This window comes from Shewanella sp. Koi 1, assembly GCF_052907445.1.
Window position 1 is genome coordinate 2,105,804 of sequence record NZ_JBREJM010000001.1, and the last position, 26,718, is coordinate 2,132,521.

The following is a 26,718-nucleotide window of genomic DNA, read 5'->3' on the forward strand; positions in this document are numbered from 1 at the left end:
ACGGTCGCCTCGAGGCACTGGAATTAACGCATAAATATAAAAAGGACGAAAAAGAATGAAGAAAACCGCCATCTCTCTTGCGATCTTGTTATCGCTCACTAGCCTTGCGGGTTGCCAATCGCAATCAACTCAAGCGTCAGCCGATACCGCCAAATCAAGCGTGGTCGGTGCTGATGTGAAGACCAGCCCCTTTGCACAATTTAGCCAGACCTTTATCGATGATTTGTGGCAATTAGCGCCAACCTGGGCGCTCTACAGCGGCAAACATGTTAATGATGGCTATTTAGAAATCCCCAATGAAGCCAGCCGTGTTAAGACGCTTGCCTTTGTAAAAACTCAGCAGGCAAAGCTGAAACAGTTTGAACTTAAGTCACTGAGCTCTAACGAAACCATCGATTATCACTTAATTGATAACCTACTAAACAGCATGGCGTGGGAAATCACCGACTTTAAATCTTGGCAATGGGATCCCTCGAGCTATAACGTAGCGGGCGGTTTTGCACAAATCATCAATGAAAACTTTGCGCCACTGGATGGCAGATTACGCTCCGTATTGGCCAGAATGGAAAACATCCCTGCCTATTACGCCGCGGCGCGCAGCAATATTCAGCGGCCAACGCTAGAACACACTGAATTGGCTGTGATGCAAAACCAAGGTGCGTTTTCGGTCTTTTCCGATGATTTATTGAAGCAAGTGGCGGATTCGGGTCTGTCAGATGCGGAAAAATCGCTGTTTAAATCCCGTTTCGACACGGCAACGAAAGCGATTAACGAACATATTACTTGGTTAAATGCACAGGTCAGCCAATTGAAAAAAGACGGCGCTCGCAGTTTTAGAATTGGTGAAGAATTATACGAGCAAAAGTTTGCCTTTGATATCCAAGCGGGCATGACAGCAAAACAGCTTTATCAAAAAGCCATGGCGGATAAAGAAAGAGTGCAAGGTGAAATGGCGAAGATCACCGACAAGCTGTGGCCAAAATATTTCACTACGCCAAAACCTGCCGACAATAAAATCGCGATTCGCCAATTGATTGATAAATTATCGACAGAGCACGTTAAGCGTGATGACTTTGTGAGCGAAGTGCGTAAACAAATTCCTGAGTTGATTGAATTTGTAAATCAAAAAGACTTAGTGACCTTAGATCCTAAAAAACCATTAGTCGTGCGTGAAACCCCTGAGTATATGCGTGGTTATGCGGGAGCTTCGATTAGTGCCCCTGGCCCCTATGATAAATTAGGCAATACCTATTATAACGTCACGCCACTCGATGGTATGAGTGATGAATCCGCAGAAAGCTATTTACGCGAATATAACCACTGGATATTACAGATTTTAAATATCCATGAGGCGATTCCTGGACACTACACCCAATTAGTTTATTCCAATGAGTCACCAAGCTTAGTGAAAAGCTTATTTGGTAATGGCGCTATGGTCGAAGGTTGGGCCGTTTATACCGAACGCATGATGCTCGAAGAGGGTTATGGTAATTTCGAGCCTGAAATGTGGTTGATGTATTACAAGTGGAATTTACGTGTTATCTGTAACACCATCTTAGACTACAGCATTCATGTTAAAGGCATGACTGAAGAGCAAGCCATTAGTCTGATGATGGATGAAGCGTTCCAGCAACGTGCTGAGGCGGAAGGTAAATGGCGCCGTGCCACCCTAAGCCAAGTGCAGCTGACCAGTTACTACTCGGGTTACCGCGAAATTTACGATTTCCGCGAAGAATATAAGCAGCTCAAAGGCAAGGATTTTGACCTAAAAGCATTCCATGAGAAGTTTTTAAGTTATGGTAGCGCGCCGGTGAAATATATTCGCCAATTAATGTTAGAGCAGTAATCCATCACCCAGATATAAGGCGCTAACTGAGCGCCTTATATCTGTTCTCTAAACGTCATTCGCTAACATCATGCATTAATCATGAATGATATTTCATGATGTCCTTAAGATCGCAAAATCACTCAAGCAAAAATCCTGATATTCCGTATTGAATCGAGATGTTCGCAGACAAAGGGAGATGTGCTGATTATCGAAGGGGGTTATTTCTTAGTGCTAGACTCTGCCATGATGGCTAAAACTTCTTCGTAGGAAAGGTTTAATTCGCGAGAGAGGTTGATGATTTTGGTTTTATAGGTTTGAATGTTTTCTTGTTGTGCGAGCTGATGTTTCTTTTCTTCTACTAATTCGTTAACAGTTTCTTGCAATATCAATAATCGACGTAAACTGTAGTCTAGGGATTTGATATATTTCCCCATTTGTTGTTTATTACGGGCTTGCTCAAGATCCGTTGAGGCTTTTTTCTCATATCCATATTCATCGAGCGCGGCAATAGCGCTTTGCAAATCAAGATCTGTTGTCATTTGGTGTTCACTTTATTACAAGAAGTTGAGAAGCTAAATAATGAATTAACGTACCCAAGCGGGTGTCATAGGAGGTTAACTATCGCAGATTATCATGTTTATGCCAATGCTCATAAACTATTTAAAGTGTAAACCTCATTAAAAAGTCGAGTTTCGCATTGGGCTTGTAGGGGTCTACAATAATGGTTAGTCTAAACTTTTCACTTCGCGGAGATCCAAATGCTTGATCTATTGCCTGATTTGTTCGATCACTACCCTACAAAACTGTCGCTGTTACCGCTCAAATTTCGCAGTTTTGGTGGTAAGCGTTTGTTTTGGGGTGAAGTTGTAACGGTCAAATGTTTTGAAGATAACTCCAAAGTGAAAGAAGTGCTGGCCCAGCCCGGTCATGGAAAAGTATTGGTGGTTGATGGCGGCGGCTCACCCCGGCGGGCGTTATTAGGGGATTTGATTGCGCAAAGTGCCCTCGATAACGGTTGGCAAGGTGTGGTGATTAATGGCTATGTCCGTGATGTGGCAAGGCTTTCTACTTTTAATCTTGGCGTCTATGCATTAGGGGCAATGCCCATCAAGACCGAAAAATTAAACCAAGGCCAAATCGATGTGCCGATTGAGTTTGGCGCTGTGACAGTAAAACCCGGCATGATGCTTTATGCCGATGAGAATGGCATTGCCGTGAGCGAGGCGTCATTAAATTTTGCCTTTCTAAGTTAAGTGTTATCAAAAATTCAAGATGTTATTGATAAGGATGTTTCTATGAAATTCATTAAGTGGCTTTTAGCTCTTCTGGTGACCTTAGTGGTTGCAGTCACCTTATATCTCACCGTATTTTTCGACCCTAATGATTTTAAACCAGAAATTGTCAACGCCGTTAAAAAGCAGACAGGGCGTGAGCTTGTCATCGGTGATGATTTGTCGTGGACATTTTTCCCGACGGTTGGGATTAATCTAGGGGGGATTTCACTCTCTAATCCCGAGGGATTTACACCCAAAGCGATGCTTGAAGTGAATAAGGCTGTGGCAGAAGTTGAGCTTATGCCACTGTTTAGCAAGCAAATTGAAATTGCGCAGCTAAGCCTTGATGGTGCAAAAATCAATCTGGTCACCCGTAAAAATGGCAGTTCGAGCCTCGATGGCTTAACTGGCAAGGGCGCTGAAAAACCAACAACGCCTGCCGAGCCAAGCGCCAAAGCACAATTAACGAGCATTGATGTGGGCGGCGTTTCGATTACCAATACCGAAATCAATTTGATTGATGAAGCCAAGGGACAAACCCAAACCTTAACCTTGAAGCAATTTACGCTGGGGGCATTTTCACTCGATAAATTTGCGCCTATGGCCTACGAATTTGCCGCGACCCTGCCGGATATGACAGTGAGCAGCAAAGGCGAAGGACAAATCAAGTTAAGCCATGATTTTAATCAGCTGGTGATTGAGAAGCTGGATATTGAGACTCAAGTTGAAGGCGAGGGGATCCCCAATAAAAAATTGACTGCTGAGGTTAGCCTAAACAGCCAAATCGCATTAGATAAAAAGCAGTTGTCGGCAGACATCAGTAAATTAACGGCGATGGATATCAATGCAGCGGGTAAGTTGGCGGTGAATTACGGCGGTAAAGTGCCGCAAATTAACGCAGATTTCCAGCTGGGTGACATTGACCTCGATGCCTTATTGCCAAAATCTGATACGACCGAAAAGCAAGCTGCTGCCACGCCTTCACAGGCTCAGGCGGTAGAGCCCGACCTGACCGCGCTCAATGGCTTAGATGCCAAACTGACATTAGCGGTCAAATCCATCAAGGTGGCGAACTTATCAACGCAAAACTGGTTGATGGATTTAGGCATTAAGAATGGTGTGGTTGACCTTAAGCAACTGACTGCGGATCTTTACCAAGGTAAGTTGATGCTGAATGCGCAGGTTGATGCCCGCTCAAAAGTTGCCAGTTACCAATTTGATAAGCAAATTTCGGGTGTTCAGATCCGTCCATTACTAAAAGATGCCGCCGAGCTGGAAATTCTGGCCGGTACAGCCAATTTCAACGTTAAGGGTAAAGGTAAGAGTTTAATTCCAGAGCAGTTGAAGAAAAACCTACTTGCTAATGGCCGTTTTGATATTACCGACGGTGCCCTTTACGGGGTGAATATTCCGCAAATGATCCGTAGCGCTCAGGCCAAGTTAAAGGGGGATATGTCCGCCGACACCAAAGAAGAGCGTAAAACCGACTTCTCGAGCCTGACGGGTAACTTCAGCCTGGAGAACGGTGTAGCGACAAATCCTGATCTTGCCATGTCATCACCGCTATTACGGGTAGCGGGTAAGGGCAGTGCAAACCTGCTGACCGAAGGCTTGGATTACCGATTGACCACGACCTTAGTGAACTCCCTCAAAGGTCAGGGCGGTAGCGAGAAAAATGCCTTGGCTGGCATTGATATTCCACTTGCGATCACCGGTACCTTCCAAAAACCTGAATATGCTTTAGATACCCAAGCGCTGCTGAACAATCAGTTGAAGGAAGAAACGGATAAAGCCAAGGATAAATTAAAGGACTCCCTACTGAAAAAACTCGGTGGTTTTTAGGCATGGGAAAACACACCGCTAAGCAAGTGTCCGGGAGCAAGCTTCAACCTAAGCAGGCATTAACGCGCATTGCGCGCCCGCTTGGGATGGCATTGGTGGCGGGGCAGCTGTTTGGCTGCTTTGCCCCGCAAGCCCAGACGAATGTGCCAAAAACCGATATTCGTACCGAGGCGGCTAAACAACCTGAAGTGGTACAGACCGCCGATTTAGCGGCGAAACTACAGGGAATTGAAGCAAAATCCAGCTTAAAAGTGGAACAGGTATCGAACAAACCGTCTCAGGCTTTGCTCACGGGTACGCTTTCCCTCGATGCTTTTGTGGATTTTAAACAACCGCTTAAGGCAACATTAACGGTTCGCAATCCCTCGACTCAGGCGGTTGCACTGCGTTATCACTCGGGTATGACTGCCGATTTGCTACTGACCACAGTGCAAGGAAAGCGTCTTTGGGCTTGGTCTGACGATATGATGTTTACTCAAGCCCTGCGTGATACTCAGTTAGCCGCAGGTGAGGAGCTGGTGGTCAGGTTTGCGATCCCGCCAAAAGCCTTGGCAGGGATCCCAAATGAAGGAGCCCATCTTGAGGCGCAATTTGCCGCTAAGGCGCTGGAGAGCGAATTGCCAGCAATGGCGCCCGTCGTGTACTTGCTAACCCTTGAGTAACGCGAGCTAAAGATTACGTGATTCCTTCAAACTGCAGTGTATTTAACATTGCAGATTGAAAGGTAGCGGTTTTCAAAGGACAAGCCTCGAGGCAATTTAGTCTGGATCCTTGCGAATAAAAAAGGCAGTAACCCAGGGTTACTGCCTTTTTGTTTGCCATTATTACAAATGGCTTAAGTGTGAAGGCTTGTGGCTCTTTCGCCGATGAGTCAGACTTAACTCAATATCTAAGTCGTTTTCAAACTCAGCATTAGGCATTTAAATTGCTTTCATCCACAACCAGCTTTAACACTTGGCCGGGTTGAATGTATTGCGATGAGGTTAAGCTGTTCCACTCGAGCAGCTCGGCAACCGTGACTTTAAACTTGCTAGCAATACGCGCTAAGGAGTCGCCAGATTTCACCTTGTAGCTGACGGTGCGAATTTGCTCCGCTTCCGCTTGGGTTGACGGCGCAACTATGGTCAGTTTTTGGCCCATCTGCAATTTACTGTCTTTGCTTAAATGGTTCCAAGCGGTGAGTTGCTTCACCGATACCTTATGATTTTGTGCGATTTGCCACAGGGTATCGCCGGATTTCACTTGGTAAGTCAACTTATTACCAGAGGTGGAAGTTGCCGCTTTTTTAGGTAACTTCTGGCTGGTCGACATCGCATACAGCTGTTTATCGTCGGCAGAGACCGGAATAATTAGGTGCCTACCCGCAACAATATTGTTACTTTTCATACCATTAGCCGCACGGATCGCATTGACTGTGGTATGGTGTTTCTTGGCAATGGCGCCGATACTGTCACCGGATTTAATGGTGTATCTGAGCCAACTTACACGGGCTTCACTCTCGGTTTCGGCCAGTGCTTTTTTAAACTCTTCTGACTTATCAATCGGCAATACCAGCGTATGGGGTCCCGTCGGTGCAGTGGCCCAGCGGTTGTATCCAGGATTGAGTTTTAATAGCTCATGGGTCGTCATATTGGCGAGCCCAGCCGCCATGGCCAAGTCAATTTGGCTATCGATATCAACCACTTCAATAGAAGGGCTGTTGTCAATTGGCGCTAGTGTAATGCCGTACTCGTCGGCATGTTTAATCACTTCGGCGAGGGCCAACAATTGTGGCACATAACGCTCTGTCTCTTTTGGCAGATCCAGTGACCAAAAGTCGGTTTTAAGGCCTTTATCTTCATTGCGTTTAATCGCATTGAGGACGCGAGACTCACCCGAGTTGTAAGCTGCAATCGCATAAAGCCAATTATTATTGGTTTTGTCGTACAGGTATTCGAGCATGTCCAACGCGGCCACCGTGGAGGCGGGCACATCACGACGGCCGTCGTACCACCAGTTCATCTCTAACCCAAAATGGCTGGCCATTGGGGTTGTAAATTGCCAAAGCCCTGAGGCGGCACTGGCAGAGGACGCACTGGGATCGAAGGCGCTTTCGATAATCGGCAGCAACGCGATCTCAATGGGGAGATGGCGCTTTTCAAGCTCTTCGACGATCAAATACATGTAAGGCGCCGCACGCTCAGAAATCACTTCGAGATGTTTAGGGTTCTTGATGTACCAATCGCGATAATAATTAACTAATTTTTTGTCAGGAACTGGGAGTTGCATTCCTTGACGAATTCGCTCCCACACATCAGTAATTTGCGCCGACTCGGGTTCGGTTGCGAGATAATACTGTGGGACGGTATTTTCGGTTGTGACGGTTTCAGCTTCAGGTTTGGTCACCTGATGGTTGTCTAAAGTCTGACAACCTGTGAGTAGGGCAAATCCCCCTACTACAACATAAAGTGATACTCTCATGGAAAACGATAGTCCTCTGTTAGTGCATTGCCACTGCACAATCTCATCGAGCCTCGTTGAGCTAACAAATTGATTATTATGTAAATAGTGGCAACACAGAGCGCAAAGTATTCACGCAAAAACGAGCCATTCTATGGGATCTTTTTGATCTTGTCCCTAAATTATCGTACATCTTGTAGGGTCACTTTTGATTTACATCATCAAAAATGGAAAAAACTGTATAAATTTCAGCCATAAATAGATCGTTTTTTACTAAAAAATATCTTTCCACTGCCTGAGTAGGGTAAAACAGGTCAGTTCGTCTGCTTTAGTCAGATCTTGATCACAAAACTGATTTTTTATGCTGTTGACTATGGTGGGCGCCAACGGTCTAAGGAAGGGATTAATGGCTCGCTCTAATCCGATCGTGGAAGGAATGGTGGCTTTGCCTTGCGCGCGAAGGGTGCTTGCTTGCTCCACATAGGCGTTGAGCGCTTCATTATCTGCATCGACCGTTTGGGCAAATTTCAGGTTGGCGAGGGTGTACTCATGGGCGCAATACACTCGGGTTTTATCGGGCAGCGCCGCGAGCAGGCTTAAGGATTGCCACATTTGGCTTGGTGTGCCCTCAAATAAGCGGCCGCAGCCTGCGCTAAAGAGCGTATCACCGCAAAATAGTGCGTCATCAACCAGATAGGCGATATGCCCAGCCGTATGCCCGGGAACGGACAGGATACGTACGGGCGAATCAATAAAAGGTAGGACGAGCGTATCACTCAGCGTTGGGTCAATTGGCTGATTGATGCCGTGAATATCTTCACTTTGTGGACCATAAACGGCTAAGGCATGGCCTGTGGTCTGCTTAACATGGGCCGCGAGGGCGGGGATCCCACCCGTGTGATCCCTGTGGTGATGGGTGATCAAAATACCCGCTAGTGAGAGTTGCTGGGCGCACAAGTAGTCGAGTACGACATTGGCATCGCCCGGGTCAACCACATATACGGCTTGCTGGGAGTCTTGTCGCAACACCCAGATATAATTGTCATTAAAGGCATTAATCGCTGTTATAGTGAGCATAGCACCGCCGATTGCTGTATTTCGTTTTGAAGATAAGGTTATTATCCATAAGAGGGGCTCACTTGGCGACAGTGCATGATAATTGCTCATGACATACGCTAAAGACAACGCTATGGTGGCAAAGAGCAAGATGGGTGATTGCATCCACCATTAAGTTAAGAGTAACGGGAAGGGAGGAGACTTGTGTCGTATAACAGTGCTATGCGCAAACCCGAGCAATGGGACGATTTGCCCAATGGTCCTGCACTCCAACAAGCCGTTGCCGATAAGCTTGCCGATTGGTGGCCAAGGGTGTTTGGCTACCACTTACTCAAACTTGGCCCCTTAAGCGCCGATCTTTCGAGTATGGCATCCCCCGTTGCCCACCATTTCTCTCTGTGCTCAGAACCTAATGCCTCGTTAATTGGTGATTTTTGCCATTTACCCCTACAGAATGGGGTGATCGATGCCGTGCTGATGAGTCTGTTGCTCGAATTTGAAGCAGATCCCTACCGTATCCTGCGGGAAACCGACAGGGTGCTGATCGCCGGCGGATACTTATTTATTGTGGGTTTTAATCCCTTAAGCCCAGTGTTTCTCGGTAAGTTATGGCCAAAATATCAGGACAATCTACCCTGGTGTGGGCGTTTTTTTATGCCGTCTCGAGTACGAGACTGGTTAGGACTATTGGGCTATCAAGTGGTCAGCGATGAACGTTTAGTCTATCACCCGTTAATTGGTGAGTTTAATGACGGCCGTTTTATGCAGCAAACCTTGGCCTCATGGCTACCCAGTGCGGGCAGCTTATATTTGATTGTGGCGCGTAAATTAGAGTCGCCATTAACGCCTATCCGCGACAAACGTAAAGTGTTACAGCCAAATTGGACCACGGCCCCGAGCGCGGGTCGAACTGGGCATTTATCCGAACATACCAAATAATTTCATTCATTAATGAGTCTGTTATGCGAATAACCTTAAGGCAACTTGCGGTATTTGAAGCCGTTGCACGCAGTGGACAAGTAGCAAAAGCGGCGGAGCAAGTTAATCTATCGCCGCCTGCGACCTCCATGGCCTTGGCCGAATTAGAAAAGCAGCTCAACGCTCGTTTATTTGAGCGGATTGGCAATCGATTACAGCTCAACTCCCAAGGGAATTTGTTACTGCCACTGGCGACGGACTTGTTACATAGAGTCGAGCAAATCGAGCAGGCGTTCACGCGCCAAGACGGCGATTTAGTCGGGCATTTAAGCGTGAGCGCCAGTTCCACGATTGGTAACTATTTGTTAGCAAAAGCGGCGGTGGCCTTTTGTCAGCAACATACGCAAACCCATGTGGATGTGGCCATTACCAATACCCAAGAAGTGATCCAATCGGTCGCACAATTTCGCGCCGAAATGGGGTTTATCGAAGGACATTGCACCGATAATCGCTTGAATATTGAGCCTTGGCATAAGGACAGACTATTAGTCTTTTGTCATCCGGCGCATCCCCTCGCGGGGCAGACGGTTAAACCCGCAGCGGTCAAAGGCCAATCTTGGGTATTAAGGGAAGAAGGCTCCGGCACGCGTGAATATTTTGTCAATGCAGCCAATGAATTAGGTATGCAGCCCGAGGCAAAATTTTGTTTTACCACGCCCGATGCCATTAAGCTTGCGGTTAAACAAGGCGCTGGATTGGGCGTGCTCTCGGAACTGGCACTGGATAAAGATATCAGCCGAAAAGAGCTGGCACTGGTAACCATCGAAGGCCTAGTGCTGGAGCGACAGTTTTATCGCATTACTCACAAGAGCCGCCAAGCCACATCATTAGGTCTAGCCTTTGTGCAGTTTTGCGGTAATTTTTTCCATTTATCTCGGGAATAAACGGCGCAACGTTCAGCGGCGAAATGAATGCAGGTATTAGGACTCTGCCTGATAGCCTTCATCGACTTGGGTAGGGCTTGCTTCAGCGGCGGCGCGAGCGAGTTGATCGCAGCGCTCGTTTTCGGCGTGACCCGCGTGGCCTTTAACCCAACGCCAATCAATTTGATGCAGCTGGGCGGCTTTGTCTAACCGTTTCCAGAGGTCGACATTTTTCACTGGTGTACGATTCGAGGTCATCCAGCCTTTTTTCTTCCAGCCATGGATCCAAGTGGTGATCCCTTGGCGCATATATTGGCTATCGCTGGTTAAAATGACCTTGCAAGGCTCTTTTAACGCCTCGAGGGCAACGATGGGGGCTAATAATTCCATGCGATTATTGGTCGTCAGGGCAAAACCATCGGACATCTCCTTTGTATGGCCCTTATAATTCATTACAATGCCATAGCCACCGGGGCCAGGGTTGCCTAAGCAAGAGCCATCGGTGAAGATGTGGATCAGTTTTAGTTCAGTCATCAAATGGTTATCCGCAGCGTAAATACCGGCCGAGTATAACCAAAAAATGTCATAAGAAGCGCATAAAAGTATGAATATTATCTCAAACGCAAGCCGTCAGGTTATTTTGGATACTGAAACCACGGGTATGAACCAAGGCAGTGGTGCAGTGTATTTAGGCCACAGAATTATTGAGATAGGGTGTGTTGAGGTGATCAACCGCCGTTTAACGGGCCGTTATTTCCATCAATATATCAATCCCGGCCAAGCGATTGACCCAGAAGCGATTGCGGTTCACGGCATTACCGATGAGCGTGTCGCCAATGAGCCTAGATTCCATCAGATAGCGCAAGAGTTTATCGATTTTATCAGTGGCGCCGAAATTGTGGCCCATAACGCAAACTTCGACGTGAGCTTTATGGACCATGAATTTTCGCTGCTGCAGCCATTAGGGCCAAAGACCAGTGAAATCTGTGAGATCTTAGACTCCCTCGATATCGCAAAATTTTTGCATCCCGGCCAAAAGAACAACTTAGACGCCCTGTGTAAGCGCTACGGTATCGATAACTCCCGCCGCCTGTACCACGGAGCATTACTCGACGCCGAGATCTTAGCCGATGTGTATTTGGCGATGACAGGCGGACAGACCAAGTTCAATCTCTCCAACGATGAAGTCGGTCAAGAGGCGGGGGGCATCCAACGCTTTGATCCCGCATCACTTAATCTTAAAGTGATCAGCGCATCGGCCGATGAACTCGTTATGCATGAAAAGCGTCTTGATTTAGTCGCAAAATCAGGAAAATGCCTCTGGAGAGGATAATTTATTGCCTATGACGATGTCGCTGCGAAAATCCCTACGAAATACCACATTAGTGCTCGGCGGCCTCTGCTTGAGCACCTCTTTGCTGGCGGCCGATGCCGAACCTGCCGTTAATACCGCTCAGTCGCCCGCCAATATGGCGTCAAAGGCCCAAGAGGCGCAGCCCAGTGCCGCTAAACCCAATGATGCTCAAGTCAGTGCATCTAAGGTTAGTGAGCTCAAAGTCAGTGAGCCAAAAGTCACTGAGGCTAAAACGAGTGCAGATAAACCCGCTGACGTGAAAGCGAGCGCCGAAAAGCCAGTTGATGCTAAGCCGAGTCAAACCACTCAAGCCAAGCCGACCAAGCCTGCTACTCGAAAAGTGGTGCCCGTCGATACCGCCTCTGAGCTTAAAAATCGCTTTCGGGTGGATCATATGGTCAGCAGCATGACGCTGTTGATCCAGCGGGAGTACGGCTCTGCGCCAGTGGTCATCGTATTGCCCGACGGCAGCAAGTGGTACTCCAACCGTCACCCTGAAACGGTTAAATGGGTCGATGGCATTACTGGCGACATTATATATATCGAGTCGCCTCAGCCAGGCCCTTGGCAGCTGGTGGGTAAGGTCGTGCCGGGCTCGCAACTTAAGCGGGTTTCTAAACTTGAGATTGAAGTGCAGCAACTGCCGCAGCCGTTATTCCAAGGTGAAGAAACCAAAGTCGTTGCTCAACTGATGGGAGATGCGGAGCGGGTGCGCATGCCGGGGCTCGATTATCTTGTCGAGTGGACCGCGCATTTTGTCAGTAAACATCGCGCTGGGGATGAAAACTTTGCCGCCGGTGACATTATCGTCGGCTCTTACAAAGATAATGGCGAAAAGTTCGATGAAAGACCCGACGATGGCATGTTTACCAGCGATATCAATCTAAAACAGCCCTGGGGTGAGTACGACTTTGTGGTCCAAGCCCGTAATAATGTGTTTGAACGACAGGTTTCTTTTCCCTTTACCTTATCGCCACGCCCTGTGAATGCCGAGGTGATCACCCCTGATGATCCGTTAACGGGGCGATGGAAAATAATGCTGCACGCCGATAGCAGTGTGCTGCAACTGGCTGAAACCCATTTTTCATTCGAGCTTGTTGGACCGGCAGGTTTGCAACTTCCCCTCGTCGTTCATGGGCTTAAAGAGAGCGACACTGAACTGCCGATACCGCCTGTGACCGAGTTTGGCAGTTATCGAATTAAAGGCACTGTGGCGACCACCACAGTCACAGGCCGTGAAATCCTGCTCGATTTGCCAGAACTCTTCTTTAACTTAGTGCAGCCACCCGAACCGCCGCCGAGTGCCGAGGAGTTAGCTGCGGTTGCAGCGCAAAAGGCCGCAGAAGAAGAAGCCGTGGCAAAACAGGATGCGCTGTTTTGGATCATCACCATCAATGCTGTGTTACTACTGCTTGGGGTTGTGGGGCTGATAGTTTGGCGTAAGCGTCAAAGTCTCGCGCAGGCACTGGCCGCCGCAGAGCAACGGATGTTAGATGAGGCAGGGCAGAATAAGCCAGAGGCGCCATCGCTCGATGAGATTGATTTGACCATGCCAGACGAGCCGGATCATCGCCGCTAAATCAATGGCCAACAGTCAGGCGTTTTAGACGCCAGTTTGAAGATATTTTGTTCATTTATCATGGGGTTTTGTTAAGTTTGGTGAAATTTTAACTAAACGATGCAATTGAGTGAAAAAAACGGTTGACGCTTCGAACGCTCAACCGTATTATTCACCGCAACTTGAGTGGAGCGGTAGTTCAGTTGGTTAGAATACCGGCCTGTCACGCCGGGGGTCGCGGGTTCGAGTCCCGTCCGCTCCGCCAGTCAAGTTGTTGAAAGTTAATATTATAGTGCTCTAGTAGCGGTATAATAAAAGTTTGGAGCGGTAGTTCAGTTGGTTAGAATACCGGCCTGTCACGCCGGGGGTCGCGGGTTCGAGTCCCGTCCGCTCCGCCAACATTCATGAAGCCCATGCTATTAAATAGCATGGGCTTTTTGATTTTAGTCTGACCCGTCCTAAATAGCGTTGACACTTTTCAAACTCATTTTGGAGAGTGTAATGACTTCAACAATTAAACGAACTCAACGTGATTATTCCCTCGCTTTTAAATTGGCGGTTGTCGACCAAGTGGAAAAAGGCGAACTGACCTATAAGCAGGCGCAAGACAAGTACGGTATTCAAGGGTGCTCCACCGTGTTAGTGTGGTTACGCAAGCACGGCAAACTGGACTGGTCCCTAGGGACGCCGCCTACATCAATGCGAGGACAGTTGATGACTGAACCCACCGAGCTTACCCCGAGCAAAAGATAAAAGCCCTCGAAGCTGAACTTGAAGATACCCGCATGAAAGCGGCGTTCTTCGAAGCCATTGTCGAAAAACTCAGAACTGACTACGGGATATCCGTCGTAAAAAGCCACCCGCGAAACGCTCCAAGAAAAAACGACCGTAGGTTATCGCGTCACTCAATACTGTCGTTACCTTGGCATCAGTCGCCAGGCGTATTATCAGCAATGCCAGCGGCAAACAGAATGGGAGCAAAGGGAGCGACAGGTGGTGCAAACGGTGCAATATGAACGGTTATTTCAACCGCGAGTCGGTACGCGTAAACTGCAGTATTTACTCAACAAAATGCATCAAATAGTGATAGGACGAGACCGGTTATTTCGCTGTCTTAGGACGCATCGTTTGTTGGTCACGCCGAAACGGGCGTACCATAAAACGACCCATAGCCATCATCGATTCAGGTGTCATCCCAACTTGCTTAAGCCCAGTGAGCAGCAAGTGGACATCAGCCGCTCAGAGCAAGTCTGGGTGGCTGATATTACCTATCTACCACTGCAAGATAATGAAGCCTATTTAAGCTTGGTGACCGATGCCTGGTCACGAAAAATTGTGGGCTATCATGTTGATGATAATCTTAAAACAGACGGGGTGCTCACGGCCTACAAACGGGCGCTGAAGCAGCGACAAGATAAAAGTAAACCGCTGATACACCACTCAGACCGAGGGATACAGTACTGCTCAAACGCGTATCAAGCGGTTCACGCACATCATGGCGTGACATGTTCAATGACAGACGGATATGACTGCTATCAAAATGCCTTAGCAGAGCGAGTAAACGGCATATTGAAGCAGGAGTTTTTAACACATAAGCCCGCAACGCTGGAGGAGGCGCGACAAATGGTGGCAGAAGCCGTTGCCATCTATAATCAACGGCGGCCACATTTGGCCTTAAAGTACAAAACGCCCGATGAGGTACATCAGGCGTTTTAGGTGGAAATAAGTGTCAACTTATTTCAGGACGAGACACTTTCACTCAATTATTTTATCTTTTCCCATCTTTCACTCCTACTTCTGGTTTAGATTGTTTCTACTACCCCAAATCATATTCTTACAACATAGGGAAGTGCGATAAGGGCGATGCCGATGGCGATAAGTAGCGCGAGATTGGTGACAAAATAAGGGTAAATCATCAGGGTGAGGCCGACGGCCAGAGGGATGGGGGCGGCTTGGCGTTTGCCGTAGGTGAAAAAGCCAAGACCAAAGAGGCCAAAGACTAAACTCCATAACAATATTGCTGGATTATCAAACACCTTAAGTTCCTCAATGATTAGCGCTTGGTAAGCGCAGCCCTGTTACTGTGCCGTATTGGTCAAACGATGAGCTAGTGCTGCGCCGCTGAATTGAGTCTACTGCTAAATATCCCTTTGCGTAATTAAGCTTTATTCATCTTATTCGTTGCGTGAATCCACTATTTTAGTGCACTGTTTTATTTATATTTTTAATACAGTGAGGATTCTGGTTATAGCTCATATAACTCTAGGGGTAAGCCGTCGGGATCGCTAAAGAAGGTGAACTTTTTGCCTGTGTATTCGTCGATGCGGACGGGTTCGACTGCGACATCATGGGCCGTAAGATGCTCGATCGCCGTTTCAATCGATGCGACGCGAAAGGCGAGATGCCTAAGGCCGCAGGCTTCGGGATAGCTTGGGCGTTTGGGAGGATTGTCGAAGGAAAACAACTCGATTTGACTCATATCCGGCAGTTGTAAATCGAGTTTGTAGGACTGGCGTGCCTCACGATAATGCTCTGCAAGCACGCTAAGGCCAAGAATAGTCACATAAAAGTGTTTGGACTTTTGATAGTCACTGCAAATAATCGCTGCATGGTGAATGCCGAGTAACATGGCTTGCCTCTGTACTGTTTAACTGATGTTTACGCTAGTGTGTTTTAAAAAAGCCAGAGTCACAACTAAGTGTGACTCTGGCGCTAACCTAAGATTTTTTCTTACTTCGCTAGAGGGCTAATGGACGAGTTCAAATATCGCGGAGGAGAGAGGTGCAAGCTGCAACTGAACTTGTCCTTCACCTCGCTCGACAATTAACTGCGCCGTATGGTCTTCCAGTAAATCCTTAAGGGGATAGTTTGTATCGGTTAACTGCCATTGCGCAATCAGAGATCGGGGCAGTTTAAGGGAGAATGACTTGGCTTGGGTTTGACTAAAGTTACTGACAATAATCAGCTTTTGACCTTTGAAATCGTCGGCATTGGCCTCAAAGCGGACAAAGGCGAAGGTTGAGTCATCATAACCCGTTGCGCTGCCATTGTTGGTCTTATTATTAGTCTTATTGCTAGCATTTGCGGCTGATACCGCGCTGCGGTTAGTTTCATCCAGCGAGAAATATTGCCCCAAGAGTGCAGGCGTATTTTTCCCCGTGCTGAGGTTCAATAATTTTTGATAATAGGTGCGCAGCGCGACTTCTGTGGCGGTTGATTGGCCACCATCAAACTTACCTTGATTCATCCAGCGCTGATGGGCGGGAACACCCGCATAATCAAAAATACTGGTGCGTGACGCATGGCCAAAGCCTAGGTTTTGCGTCGCCGCTTCTCCTACTTCTTGACCGAAATAAAGCAAGGTGGGTGAGGCACTTAAGGTTGCTGACACCACCATTGCAGGCAGGGCGTAGCGGGGAGCGACCGCATCTGTTGAGGTGTTACCAGTTAAGGCGCCTAAAAAGGCGGCATTGGCGATGCGCTGTTCGTCGTGGTTTTCTAAAAAGTGCAGCATATGCGAGTCGATATCTTGCACTTTGGCCTGATCCGCGGCGATCTGCGCGGTACTTTTTTGCCCTGCCATAATGGCTTTGAGGGTGTCGTAAAGATCGACCTTGTCGTAGAGGTAATCCATTTTGCCGAGCTGAATATAGTCGCAATACAGCGCTGGGTTGTAGACCTCAGCTAAGATAAAGGTTTCGGGATGGCTATGTTTTATATGGCTATTTAAATAGCTCCAAAACTCGACTGGCACCATTTCGGCCATATCGTAACGAAATCCATCGACTCCCATCGCTAACCAATACTGGGCAATTTGATTGAACTTGATCCAAGAGTTCGGTAATTCACGGGTTCGTTGCTGCCAAAAAGCATAGTGCTGCTCGGCGCCGAGTGTGGCATAGCGTGGCGGCAGTGCGGGGAAATCATGGCTGCCATCGGGGCGGACACCGTAATTGATTTTAACGGTTTCATACCAGTCGTTCATATCCGGCTTGGCCAGGCGTGAGCCGTTGCCCGTCCATTTGGCGGGGATCTCTTCAAATTGACCATCACTTAGGGGATGCGACTCGCCGCCTAACGGTTTGAGACTCTCTGGCAAATCGGGCACTTGGAAGCCAGAGGATTGCTTTTTATCAGTCACATAGTAAAAGTTATTATGCTTTGCATATTCAAGGGTTTGATTATCGACTTCACCAAAATCACGCACGCCCTCGGGCTTAGTGATGGAATGGTAATTACGCGCCACATGGTTAGGGACTATATCGATAATCACCTTTAAGCCTTGCTTGTGGGTGCGCTCGATAAGTGCCTGAAACTCCTGTAAGCGCTTTGCGGGATCGACGGCTAAATCGGGGTTTACGTTGTAATAATCTTTAACCGCATAGGGCGAACCGGCGCGGCCCTTAACCACATCGGGATCATCGTGACTGACGCCAATCGCACTGTAATCGCCAATTAAGGCGTGGTGGGGCACACCCGTATACCATACATGGGTAACGCCTAAGTCTTTGATACTTTTGAGCGCTGTGTCATCAATATCATTAAATTTACCCACACCGTTTTCGCTAATCGTGCCCCAAGGTTTATTGGTGGTGTTTTTATTGCCATAGAGTCGGGTAAAAATTTGATAAATAACGGGCTTAAACTTGTCTGCTTGCTCGCCATTGTGATGGGCTGGCAGGATTTTTCCTTCGGCCACATTTGGATTGGCAGCCATAGTTTTAGCCGCCCCTGCTTGTAACGCCGTTGCTTGAGTGATGATTGCTGGTTCGGCCATGGTGCAAAAGGTGCTAATGCTGCTGAGGGCCAGTAAGCTAAATCCCTGTTGCCAGCGATAAGCGCGACGTTTGCTGCTGTTAGATAATAGAAAATTCAACCTAGATTCCTTTACTGACTTGGCGGCCAAACGGTGGTTTGGCCGCGCTGTTAGCTAAGTATGTTTAGCTGTTTGATTGAGTATGGGTTATTGATGATTGAGTTCAAGCAGCATAACGCCAGCATGTGGCAGAGTAACTGATTGATTAAGCTTGAACTTATCACCTGTGAAGACTGAGTTTGCCGAGCTATTGCCCGCCAATACCTTACTAAAGCGGCTTAAATCCAGCGTTTGTGCTTGGTCATTCTTGTTGTAAATCACCATCACTTTATCCGCATCGGTTTGGTAGCAGGCATTGTCCGCGGCGGCATGTTTAGCGACGCATCGAAATTGCACATAAATGCCGTTTTGTGGCACAAAGTGCAGTAAATCGCCCGTTTGCAGCGCGGCTGAATGCTTACGGTAATTAAGCAGGGTGCGAATAAATGCTTGGGCTTGTTGCTGTTTTTCGTTTAGCCCTTTACCGCTAAAAGCGTTGACTTTGCTATTAGCAAATCCCCCCGGAAAATCACTACGCACGACACCGTCGTGGCGATCTTTGGTCGGGCTGGTCATCAACACTTCTGTGCCGTAAAACAGCTGTGGAATGCGTTTGGCTGTCATTACATAGGTGAGGGCCATTTGATACAACGGCAGGTTTTCTTTTAGCAGGCTATAAATCCGATTTGTGTCGTGGTTGCCTTCAAAGAGGACTAACTGGCTTGGGTTTGCATACACCACATCATTCGCTAACATCTCGTAAAGCTTGATAAAACCAGTATCCCAGCCTTCTGGCTCATTTAGGCTTTCAAGTAGCTTTTCATAGAGCGGAAAGTCCATCAGGCTAGGTAAATCTGAGGTATAGCCATCGGCATTGATTTTGCCTTTTTGCCAATAGGAGACGGTAATGGGATTGGCGGTCCACTCTTCGCCGACAATATTAAAATGTGGGTATTCGGCCATTAAGGCCTTTGACCATTGGGCTAAAAAGGTTTTATCGGCGTAGGAATAGGTGTCTTCGCGAATGCCCGAAAGCCCTGCGTATTCCACCCACCAAATGCTGTTTTGAATTAGATAAGTCGCAAGTTTTGGGTTGCTCTGATTGAGATCGGGCATCGAATCGACAAACCAACCGTCGACAAAGTCACTTTTATCCTGTGTGTCGGCGTAGGGATCTTGCACTGTGGTGCGTCTATGACTGGTAAAGCTCGGGCTGGTAGAACTAGGGCTGGTAGAACTGGCGGCTGGAGCCGTTTTGGCGTCAGTTGTATTGGGCTTTAGTGGGTAATTGAGCCAGTCACTGCTCGGTAAATCCTTTAACCACCAATGGTTTGAGCCAATATGGTTAAGTACTACGTCTTTAATCACCCCAAGGCCATGCTGTTTGGCCTCTGTGACTAACTTTTGGTAATCCTGATTGCTGCCAAAACGCGGGTCGACCCGATACAGATTGGTAATGGCGTAACCATGATAGGAGTATTGGGCTTGGTTATTTTCAAGCAGTGGGTTGATCCACAGCTGAGTGACACCTAATTTGGCTAAGTAATCTAAGTGCTGGCGTATACCTTCGATATCGCCGCCATGGCGACCATCGGAATTATCAGGCGCCGCATGCTCGAGCATATCGGCCTGATTATCATTGCTTGGGTTGCCATTGGCGAATCGGTCTGGGGTGATAAGGTAAATCACATCTTTATTGCTAAAGCCTTGGCGTTCGCGGCTGCCATCAGCTCGAGCAGCTAAAGTGTAGGGCAGTTGGAAGAGCTGCTTATCGCCAGCGAGAATGCGGATATCAAAGGTCTGCGGCTTGGCTTTGCGCAAGTCTAAATTGATAAACAAATAATGGGGATTATCCGTCTGCTCTATTCCTTCAAACACCACATCTTGGCCAGTAATCTCAACCTTAAGTTGCGTAGCATCCGCGGGCAGTGCATTGCTGTGGAGCATCAGTTGCAACTTAGGATTATGCATGCCCGCCCACCAAGAAAGTGGTTCGATTGTTAAAGGTGCCGTTGAGCTCTCTTCTGTAGGAATAAGGTTTGCTGATAATAAAGCTGCAGAACCAATAGTATCTGCTTGTGTATTCCAGCTAAATAGCAGACTAATGCTAAGTAAAAGATGTTGTCGTTTTAAGATCATAAGTGTTCCTTACTTCCCTAACAAGTTGAGAATGCGTAGTACCCTTCAAGTAAATGTTAACCGTATGGCATTAAACCAACTGTGCGAGATATTGCTCATGAGTTGGCATTTTACTGACGCTATTATTTATTATTACTCTGATATTACTAAAAAATTCAGCTAAGTCTTGTTGTTCAATCGTGTGAGCTAATGGATTAAAATCCTGGGGAATAATCCCTTGACCTAGCATGACTTGAGCCCAAGCCACTTCCGTGAAGAGTTCTTCTTTATGCCTGAAAATTGAGCCGGTTTGATTAAATAAGGTAATTTTTTGCTGCAAACTTTCAGGGACTTGCATCCGTTGACAGGCGTGCCAAAGAGAGTCTTGATTCGATACTGATCTTTGATTGAGATGATAGTGCAGGATAATAAAATCCCGGATTTGTTCGAATTCGAGTTGAGATTGGCGATTAAACTCATCCACATTGGCTTGCTCCACACCTTGGTGGGGAAAGAGTTTCGTTAATCGAATGATGGCCGATTGCACTAAATGAATACTTGTAGATTCAAGGGGCTCTAAAAAGCCACTCGATAGACCAATCGCTACACAATTATGTTGCCACTGCTTTAACCTACGCCCAGGAATAAATGATATTTTTTTGGGTTCACAGAGTGGCTTGCCATCAAGCGTCGACAGTAACTTTGCTTTTGCTTCGTCATCACTCATGTAGCGACTAGAGTAGACAATGCCATTTCCCGTTCTATGTTGCAGTGGGATCCGCCATTGCCATCCCGCCTCATGGGCTATGGCTCGTGTGTAAGGGGGGATCTCAGCGACTTTTTCACTGGGTACCGCGAAAGCACTGTCACACAGTAGCCAATCTTGGTAACTCTCATAGCCAACATTAAGTGTTTTTCCAATCAAAAGGGCGGCAAAGCCTGAGCAATCGATAAAGAAGTCGCCCTGGACTTCTACGCCAGAGATTAGACTGAGGCTAGCGATATGGCCATTTTCACTGCGGTTGACAGTTTCAACTTTACCTTCAACGCGTTTTACACCCGCTTTTTCACTATATTGTCGCAGTAACTGAGCGTAGCAAGCGGCATCAAAATGATACGCATGAGTGATCCCCGCTAAAGGTGAGTGGGGAATATGTTCAATAGCTTGAAATTTATGGTTTATTGCAGCCTGGTAATTGAGCGAGTAATCCCAAAATGCGCTGATAGTTTGGGGTTTTGTACTTAGCCAATAGTGGTGGAATTGAGTAAACCCTATGTCTTTGCCAAAGTTACCAAAGGCATGCATATAGCTATCACCCTGATTCCCCCAGTGCTCAAATTGAATACCGAGTTTAAAGGTGGCATGGGTTGCTTTGATAAATTCGTTTTCGGGGATCCCTAGAACACTGTTGAATAATTGCAGTGGTGGAATAGTGGCCTCACCTACACCAATGGTGCCAATATCTTCTGACTCTACGAGAGTAATGCTAAGGGTATGTTTAAATAATTTTGCTAATAATGCGGCCGTCATCCAACCCGAAGTGCCGCCACCTACAATGACAATATCTTTGATTTGACTCATGATCTAAGCCCTTTAGTTGATGTTTAAGGCTGATGACTCAATGGGAAATTACTGATAATTGAACAATAAAGAGAAAAGCCTCTGCATTAGATTGCAGAGGCTTGGTACGTAAACGATTAGAACTTGTAGTTAGCGCCTAACATAAAGTTACGACCATAGTTTTGATAATCACGCACTAAACGTTGATCAGAACCGAAGTAAGACGTAAAGGGTTCATTGGTTAAGTTGTTGACTTGGAAAAGAACTGACAGACCATACAATGATTCAATTCCACTTTCGCTAAAGTCATAGCTGACTTGGGCATCGACCACTGTTTCCGCTTTAATGTTGACGTTTTCACGTTGCAGACTGATCTTAGTTACTTCACCGAGGAAGTCACTGCGGTAACGTGAGCTGATACGCGCTTCAAAGCCTGAGTTTTCATAATAAACTGTGGCGTTAAAGGTTTTTTCAGACAAGCCAGGCAGGGTTGTGGGTTCGCTCGTTGGTGTTTCTTTCACTTCACTGTCATTGTATGAACCACTCAGTACAGTACCAAAGCCACCGAGCACATCAGCGAACATGCCAAAATCTACTGAAACGGCAGCCTCAATTCCTTGAACATAACCTCCTTCACCATTTTGAGGTTGGTCGATATTACCAATCGGGTTGTCTGTTGGCTTTTGTGGGAATAGGGTGCTGAAATCAAATTCGGTAAATTGATTGTAAACGTAGTTTTCAAGATCCTTATAGAATACGGCGACCGAGAAATACCCTTGATCACTGAAGTAGTTTTCATAACCTAAATCATATTGACGGGCTAACCAGGGACGAAGTTCAGGGTTACCCGCGTTACCATTCCAGTTAAGATTGCCACTACTTGGATTGGCTGTATAACTGTAGTTCAGGTTGGCATTCATTTTATCCATACGTGAACGGGTTAGTGTACGCGCAGCTGCAAAACGCACCACTTGGCTATCGGCCACTTCAAAACTTAAGTTCAAGCTTGGCAGCCATTCAACGTAGGAGTCACCCGCGGTGCGTGGTGTTAAAATTACTTTGCCGGCTTCTACAGTGGAAACAGTCCCATCCGACGACTGATCAGTATGAACTGCCTGAAGGCCGGCGTTACCCGTGAATGGAATACCAAAGACTTCAGATTCAAGATTTGCTAATACGTAACCCGTAGTAACTTTTTCCTGTACCGCCCAAGAATTAGTCGCGCGGCTTAAATCCACACCGGCGACGTCTGTTTCGATATAGTTGCCATCGTTGTAGAACGCTAAAGAGTCATAACTTAGCACATTGCCCATGCCAAAGAAGGCGAGGGAGGTCGGATCGAGTAAATACTTATCGGGTACTGTCATGGTGTAATCGGCAGAACCATCATAGCCTTTGAGCGTTAAATAATAACCTTTGTCGACTTTGGTTTTATCACGATCGGTCCGGTTTACACCAAATTCTATACTGCGAACTGCGCCACCATCGAGAATGTATTCGGCACTGAGACGCAAAGAGGTGAGTTCATCTTCAATTTCAGGCTTGTTAATAAAACCATCCTGAGTATTGGCGCCAAGCGGGCTGCCCCAACCGAGAGGGTCACCAAGTTTGATTAGGTTTTTATCTGCATAATCAAGATTATGATCAAAAACATATCCGCCTTTACCATTGTAGGCAAAGCTTAAGTCATCAACAGCGCCAACACCTGTACCGCGACCAGTGCCTGAGTAGCTCTCCATACCGATGTCGGTACGATTTGCCTTAGAGAGTGACACGTCAGCTTCAAGGTTCCAACTATCATTGACGCTGAATTTGTTGTTCCAACCGAGGGATAAAGAGTCCGCGTCACGTTTGTTGACATCGTTACGTACAACCACTTCAGCGCCTTTGATTACACCTTCAGTCACCAGACCATCGACAGTCGTAGTGGCAACAACGCCGCCATTGGTGCCCCAAGCAGCAGGGATTTCAATACCACGCAAACGTTGGTCATCTACAAATTTTGAGTAATAGACATCCAATGTAGAATGGAATCGGTCGTTTGGTGCATACTCAACCACAGCCAGTAGGCCATCACGCTCTAATTCACTCGAGCGAACAAAGGGTTTTGCACCACCTAATACACTGTCACCATTAGCATTATCTGGATAACCCCAGGCTTGCCAACGTTCTTCTTGGTTGGGAGACATCATGCGGGCATAACCAATGGCGACACCTAAGGTATCATCGGCAAATTGGTCAATATAAGAAATACTTCCGCGGTAACCTTTGTCGTCGGAGCCACTGTTGAGTGCGCCCAGGTCGTTCATTTCACCGCGCACTGCTACTGCAATCGTTTGTTCACCATGTGAAAGAGGGCTAATGGTTTGCATATCAACGGTACCGCCAATAGCTTGTGCCATTACCGATGCATCTGGTGTTTTGTACACGACGACACGGTTAAGTAATTCGGATGGATATTGGTCAAACTCAACACTGCGGTTATCGTTAACTGAGGCTTGTTCACGACCATTGAGTGTTGCTGTGGTAAAATCGGGTCCCATTCCGCGAATCGAAATCACGTTTGCACGACCATCTAAACGTTGGGCTGAGACGCCTGGCAGACGGGCAAGCGATTCGGCAATACTCACATCAGGTAACTTACCAATATCTTCAGCAGAAATCGCTTCAACGATAGAAGAAGATGACATTTTTAAAGATTGGGATTCTTGCAAGCTACGGCGAATACCAGTCACCTGAATGACTTCTATATTTTCGTCTTTGGTTGCTGTCGATTGTGCAGTAGTATCATCTGCTGCGTAGGTGTGCATACTGGCGCCTGCAGCAACGAGTGCTAAGGTCAGCAAGCTGGGTTTAAATCGCATCATTTCTATCTTCCCCTTGAAGTCGCTTTTTACCGCTTATGTAGAGCGTTTTATCGTTATTACCGCATTGTTTATGCGGCCTTTTTTGGTATTTCGGCGCTTAATTGACTGCATAAGTGCTGCGTTTATGACCAAATTGTTATGCAACGGTGAAGATACTACTCCCGCTAATCTTGGGGTCACAATATTGTGCATACGTATTCAATAGGTCATTGGCCTGCCAAAACCGGCATTTCGGCCAAAAAAACTCCGATTTTATCTCTGGCTATTTCAACGCAACCTTATGTTAGTAAAGGGTTAATTTTATCTTTGTCAGACAAGTCTAATGATAGTCCGTTTTGCATACGTATGCAGGCGTATTGAACCTTATTTCCCTGTTCACGTATGCTCGTTGTCACTAATACAAGCCGTAGCGCCTTTACTCCGCAGTAACATGATTGTAACTGCTCATGTGAGAGTTTTTGGGTTAGCGCGCTGAAGAATAAGGATAAAGGGGCAATATGAGTGAGTTAACTTGGTGGCGTGGAGCCGTGATCTATCAAATCTATCCACGTAGCCTTTTGGATACTAATGGTGATGGCGTTGGCGATCTGCGCGGTATTATCACCAAGTTGGACTATATTGCCAGCCTGAATGTGGATGCCATTTGGATTTCGCCGTTCTTTAAATCGCCCATGGACGATTTTGGTTACGATATCAGTGACTATCGTGAGGTCGATCCCTTATTTGGTTCGATGCAGGATTTCGATGAGCTGATTGAAAAAGCCCATCAACGCGGCATTAAGGTCATTATCGACCAAGTGCTAAGCCATACCTCAGATCAGCATGCTTGGTTTTGTGAGAGCCGCGAGAGCCGCACCAATCCTAAGGCCGATTGGTATGTGTGGGCCGATCCTAAGGAAGATGGAACGGCGCCAAACAACTGGTTAGCGATTTTCGGTGGTTGCGCCTGGGAGTGGGAACCGCGCAGACAACAATATTATCTGCACAACTTTTTACGCAGTCAGCCCGATATAAACTTCCATAATCCTGAAGTGCGTCAAGCCGTGTTAGATAATGTGGAGTTTTGGTTGAAGAAGGGCGTCGATGGTTTCCGCTTAGATGCCATTACCTTCTGTTATCACGATGAGCAGCTGCGGGATAATCCGGCAAAACCTAAGGATAAACGCCAAGGTCGCGGATTCAGTGAAGATAATCCCTATGCCTATCAGTACCATTACTACAATAATGATCGTCCGCAAACAATTCTATTTATTGAAGAATTGCGCCAGTTGATCAATCGCTATCCGGGCGCTGTGACCTTAGGCGAAGTCTCTGCTGAGGATTCTCTCGCGGTGATGGCTGCCTATACCAAGGGTGAAGACCGCTTACATATGGCCTACAGTTTTGAGCTGCTGACCGATGACTATAGCGCCGCTTATATTCGCCAAACCGTCGAAGCACTGGAAGCGAGTATTGGTGATGGTTGGCCTTGTTGGGCGATTGGTAACCACGATGTGCAGCGCGTCGCCAGCCGTTGGGGACGGGGCAAGCAAACCCACGACATGGTGAAAATGCTTAATGCCATGCTCAGCTCACTTCGCGGCAGTGTTTGTAGTTACCAAGGAGAAGAGCTTGGCTTAACCGAGGCGCCAATTGAATACCATGAATTGCAGGATCCCTTCGGTAAAACTTTCTGGCCAATGTTTAAGGGCCGTGATGGTTGCCGTACTCCGATGCCGTGGGAACAGCACGCCGATTTTAGCGGCTTTAGCCAAGTGACACCTTGGTTGCCTGTGGCGGATGCACACAGAGCACTAGCGGTCGATGTGCAGGAGGCCGATCCCGCTTCAATGCTGCAGGGCTATCGTCAGTTCCTCGCGTGGCGCAAAGGCTATCCTATTTTAATCGAAGGGGAGATTGAGTTCCTCGACGCGCCAGAACCCTTATTGGTATTTGTGCGCACGCTCGGTGAGCAAAAGTTACTGGTGTGCTTCAATCTGTTAGATCAGGAAATTGAATGGTCACTGAAGGAGCTCAACCTACAGCAAGAAATTACCGGTCACGGGTTGAAAACTGCGCAAAGGGTCGCCGACACATTGACATTTTCGGCCTACGCCTGCTTTTATGCGCTGTTGAACTAGTTTTC

Annotated in this window: 19 protein-coding genes, 2 tRNA genes and 1 pseudogene; 12 read left to right on the forward strand and 10 right to left on the reverse strand. The window is 47.2% G+C overall.

The features are described 5' to 3' along the window. Positions 1 to 55: 55 nt before the first annotated feature. A complete protein-coding gene (locus ACUZ8J_RS09330; protein WP_446693662.1) occupies positions 56 to 1,846 on the forward strand; it encodes a DUF885 domain-containing protein in 1,791 nt (596 codons plus the stop codon). A 200-nt stretch (positions 1,847 to 2,046) separates the two neighbouring features. On the opposite strand, the gene ACUZ8J_RS09335 is transcribed toward ACUZ8J_RS09330, so the two are convergent. Then, complete coding sequence (locus ACUZ8J_RS09335; RefSeq protein ID WP_086904120.1) at positions 2,047 to 2,367, reverse strand: hypothetical protein; 321 nt, start codon at positions 2,365 to 2,367, stop codon at positions 2,047 to 2,049. A 219-nt stretch (positions 2,368 to 2,586) separates the two neighbouring features. Between ACUZ8J_RS09335 and ACUZ8J_RS09340 the strand changes: the two genes are divergently transcribed. From ACUZ8J_RS09340 to ACUZ8J_RS09350, 3 genes are read left to right on the forward strand one after another with little or no spacing between them, the layout of a single operon-like run. Then, a complete protein-coding gene (locus tag ACUZ8J_RS09340) occupies positions 2,587 to 3,081 on the forward strand; it encodes a putative 4-hydroxy-4-methyl-2-oxoglutarate aldolase (RefSeq protein WP_446693663.1) in 495 nt (164 codons plus the stop codon). Positions 3,082 to 3,123: 42 nt separating this feature from the next. Then, positions 3,124 to 4,944, forward strand: a complete 1,821-nt coding sequence (locus ACUZ8J_RS09345) for an AsmA family protein (protein ID WP_446693664.1) — start codon at positions 3,124 to 3,126, stop codon at positions 4,942 to 4,944. A 2-nt stretch (positions 4,945 to 4,946) separates the two neighbouring features. After that, positions 4,947 to 5,606 carry a BsuPI-related putative proteinase inhibitor gene (locus ACUZ8J_RS09350; RefSeq protein ID WP_446693665.1) on the forward strand — a complete coding sequence of 220 codons (660 nt, stop codon included), beginning with the start codon at positions 4,947 to 4,949 and terminating at the stop codon, positions 5,604 to 5,606. Between the two features lie 250 nt (positions 5,607 to 5,856). Here ACUZ8J_RS09350 and ACUZ8J_RS09355 read toward each other — a convergent pair whose 3' ends face one another. Together ACUZ8J_RS09355 and gloB are read right to left on the reverse strand one after the other, a co-directional pair. Continuing rightward, positions 5,857 to 7,404, reverse strand: coding sequence for a LysM peptidoglycan-binding domain-containing protein (locus tag ACUZ8J_RS09355; protein ID WP_446693666.1), 1,548 nt, complete (start codon positions 7,402 to 7,404; stop codon positions 5,857 to 5,859). Positions 7,405 to 7,656: 252 nt separating this feature from the next. After that, entirely contained in the window at positions 7,657 to 8,460 is an 804-nt protein-coding gene (gloB, locus tag ACUZ8J_RS09360) for a hydroxyacylglutathione hydrolase (RefSeq protein WP_446693667.1), read from the reverse strand. Positions 8,461 to 8,643: 183 nt separating this feature from the next. On the opposite strand from gloB, the gene ACUZ8J_RS09365 reads away from it, so the two are divergent. Both ACUZ8J_RS09365 and ACUZ8J_RS09370 read left to right on the forward strand, forming a co-directional pair. Continuing rightward, positions 8,644 to 9,378, forward strand: coding sequence for a class I SAM-dependent methyltransferase (locus ACUZ8J_RS09365; protein WP_088211290.1), 735 nt, complete (start codon positions 8,644 to 8,646; stop codon positions 9,376 to 9,378). A gap of 23 nt (positions 9,379 to 9,401) precedes the next feature. After that, complete coding sequence (locus tag ACUZ8J_RS09370) at positions 9,402 to 10,301, forward strand: LysR substrate-binding domain-containing protein (protein ID WP_011717298.1); 900 nt, start codon at positions 9,402 to 9,404, stop codon at positions 10,299 to 10,301. A 36-nt stretch (positions 10,302 to 10,337) separates the two neighbouring features. Here the strand turns inward: ACUZ8J_RS09370 and rnhA are convergent, their stop codons facing one another. Then, positions 10,338 to 10,814, reverse strand: a complete 477-nt coding sequence (rnhA, locus tag ACUZ8J_RS09375) for a ribonuclease HI (protein WP_109285850.1) — start codon at positions 10,812 to 10,814, stop codon at positions 10,338 to 10,340. 70 nt (positions 10,815 to 10,884) lie between these two features. Between rnhA and dnaQ the strand changes: the two genes are divergently transcribed. The 5 genes and pseudogenes from dnaQ to ACUZ8J_RS09400 all read left to right on the forward strand — a co-directional run bounded on the left by dnaQ (position 10,885) and on the right by ACUZ8J_RS09400 (position 14,908). After that, positions 10,885 to 11,613 (forward strand): DNA polymerase III subunit epsilon, encoded by a 729-nt coding sequence (dnaQ, locus tag ACUZ8J_RS09380; RefSeq protein ID WP_011717296.1) that lies wholly within the window; start codon positions 10,885 to 10,887, stop codon positions 11,611 to 11,613. A 136-nt stretch (positions 11,614 to 11,749) separates the two neighbouring features. After that, on the forward strand, positions 11,750 to 13,213 hold the full coding sequence (locus ACUZ8J_RS09385) for a TIGR03503 family protein (protein ID WP_446694925.1): 1,464 nt from the start codon (positions 11,750 to 11,752) through the stop codon (positions 13,211 to 13,213). Between the two features lie 167 nt (positions 13,214 to 13,380). Beyond that, positions 13,381 to 13,457, forward strand: a tRNA-Asp gene (locus ACUZ8J_RS09390). A 56-nt stretch (positions 13,458 to 13,513) separates the two neighbouring features. Continuing rightward, a tRNA-Asp gene (locus ACUZ8J_RS09395) sits at positions 13,514 to 13,590 on the forward strand. A 103-nt stretch (positions 13,591 to 13,693) separates the two neighbouring features. Then, positions 13,694 to 14,908, forward strand: a pseudogene (locus ACUZ8J_RS09400) (IS3 family transposase). Between the two features lie 110 nt (positions 14,909 to 15,018). On the opposite strand, the gene ACUZ8J_RS09405 reads toward ACUZ8J_RS09400, so the two are convergent. The 6 genes from ACUZ8J_RS09405 to ACUZ8J_RS09430 all read right to left on the reverse strand — a co-directional run bounded on the left by ACUZ8J_RS09405 (position 15,019) and on the right by ACUZ8J_RS09430 (position 24,593). Continuing rightward, positions 15,019 to 15,228 (reverse strand): hypothetical protein, encoded by a 210-nt coding sequence (locus ACUZ8J_RS09405; RefSeq protein ID WP_446693668.1) that lies wholly within the window; start codon positions 15,226 to 15,228, stop codon positions 15,019 to 15,021. A 209-nt stretch (positions 15,229 to 15,437) separates the two neighbouring features. Beyond that, positions 15,438 to 15,821: an SMU1112c/YaeR family gloxylase I-like metalloprotein gene (gene gloA2 / locus ACUZ8J_RS09410; protein WP_446693669.1), complete on the reverse strand. Its 384-nt coding sequence runs from the start codon at positions 15,819 to 15,821 to the stop codon at positions 15,438 to 15,440. Positions 15,822 to 15,938: 117 nt separating this feature from the next. Continuing rightward, the gene (locus ACUZ8J_RS09415; RefSeq protein ID WP_446693670.1) at positions 15,939 to 18,068 is read right to left on the reverse strand and encodes an alpha-amylase family protein; all 2,130 of its coding nucleotides are present in this window, start codon (positions 18,066 to 18,068) and stop codon (positions 15,939 to 15,941) included. 87 nt (positions 18,069 to 18,155) lie between these two features. Continuing rightward, entirely contained in the window at positions 18,156 to 20,186 is a 2,031-nt protein-coding gene (locus ACUZ8J_RS09420) for a glycoside hydrolase family 13 protein (protein ID WP_446693671.1), read from the reverse strand. Between the two features lie 70 nt (positions 20,187 to 20,256). Further along, positions 20,257 to 21,747: a tryptophan halogenase family protein gene (locus ACUZ8J_RS09425; protein ID WP_446693672.1), complete on the reverse strand. Its 1,491-nt coding sequence runs from the start codon at positions 21,745 to 21,747 to the stop codon at positions 20,257 to 20,259. A 116-nt stretch (positions 21,748 to 21,863) separates the two neighbouring features. After that, positions 21,864 to 24,593, reverse strand: coding sequence for a TonB-dependent receptor (locus ACUZ8J_RS09430; protein WP_446693673.1), 2,730 nt, complete (start codon positions 24,591 to 24,593; stop codon positions 21,864 to 21,866). Positions 24,594 to 25,090: 497 nt separating this feature from the next. Between ACUZ8J_RS09430 and ACUZ8J_RS09435 the strand changes: the two genes are divergently transcribed. Continuing rightward, positions 25,091 to 26,713: an alpha-glucosidase gene (locus tag ACUZ8J_RS09435; protein WP_446693674.1), complete on the forward strand. Its 1,623-nt coding sequence runs from the start codon at positions 25,091 to 25,093 to the stop codon at positions 26,711 to 26,713. Positions 26,714 to 26,718: the final 5 nt, after the last annotated feature.

Coding starts and splice junctions, on each gene's coding strand:
- ACUZ8J_RS09330 (WP_446693662.1), top strand. CDS start 56: ATGAAGAAAACCGCCATCTCTCTTGCGATCTTGTTATCGCTCACTAGC.
- ACUZ8J_RS09335 (WP_086904120.1), bottom strand. CDS start 2,367: ATGACAACAGATCTTGATTTGCAAAGCGCTATTGCCGCGCTCGATGAA.
- ACUZ8J_RS09340 (WP_446693663.1), top strand. CDS start 2,587: ATGCTTGATCTATTGCCTGATTTGTTCGATCACTACCCTACAAAACTG.
- ACUZ8J_RS09345 (WP_446693664.1), top strand. CDS start 3,124: ATGAAATTCATTAAGTGGCTTTTAGCTCTTCTGGTGACCTTAGTGGTT.
- ACUZ8J_RS09350 (WP_446693665.1), top strand. CDS start 4,947: ATGGGAAAACACACCGCTAAGCAAGTGTCCGGGAGCAAGCTTCAACCT.
- ACUZ8J_RS09355 (WP_446693666.1), bottom strand. CDS start 7,404: ATGAGAGTATCACTTTATGTTGTAGTAGGGGGATTTGCCCTACTCACA.
- gloB (WP_446693667.1), bottom strand. CDS start 8,460: ATGCTCACTATAACAGCGATTAATGCCTTTAATGACAATTATATCTGG.
- ACUZ8J_RS09370 (WP_011717298.1), top strand. CDS start 9,402: ATGCGAATAACCTTAAGGCAACTTGCGGTATTTGAAGCCGTTGCACGC.
- rnhA (WP_109285850.1), bottom strand. CDS start 10,814: ATGACTGAACTAAAACTGATCCACATCTTCACCGATGGCTCTTGCTTA.
- dnaQ (WP_011717296.1), top strand. CDS start 10,885: ATGAATATTATCTCAAACGCAAGCCGTCAGGTTATTTTGGATACTGAA.
- ACUZ8J_RS09385 (WP_446694925.1), top strand. CDS start 11,750: ATGGCGTCAAAGGCCCAAGAGGCGCAGCCCAGTGCCGCTAAACCCAAT.
- gloA2 (WP_446693669.1), bottom strand. CDS start 15,821: ATGTTACTCGGCATTCACCATGCAGCGATTATTTGCAGTGACTATCAA.
- ACUZ8J_RS09420 (WP_446693671.1), bottom strand. CDS start 20,186: ATGATCTTAAAACGACAACATCTTTTACTTAGCATTAGTCTGCTATTT.
- ACUZ8J_RS09425 (WP_446693672.1), bottom strand. CDS start 21,747: ATGAGTCAAATCAAAGATATTGTCATTGTAGGTGGCGGCACTTCGGGT.
- ACUZ8J_RS09430 (WP_446693673.1), bottom strand. CDS start 24,593: ATGATGCGATTTAAACCCAGCTTGCTGACCTTAGCACTCGTTGCTGCA.
- ACUZ8J_RS09435 (WP_446693674.1), top strand. CDS start 25,091: ATGAGTGAGTTAACTTGGTGGCGTGGAGCCGTGATCTATCAAATCTAT.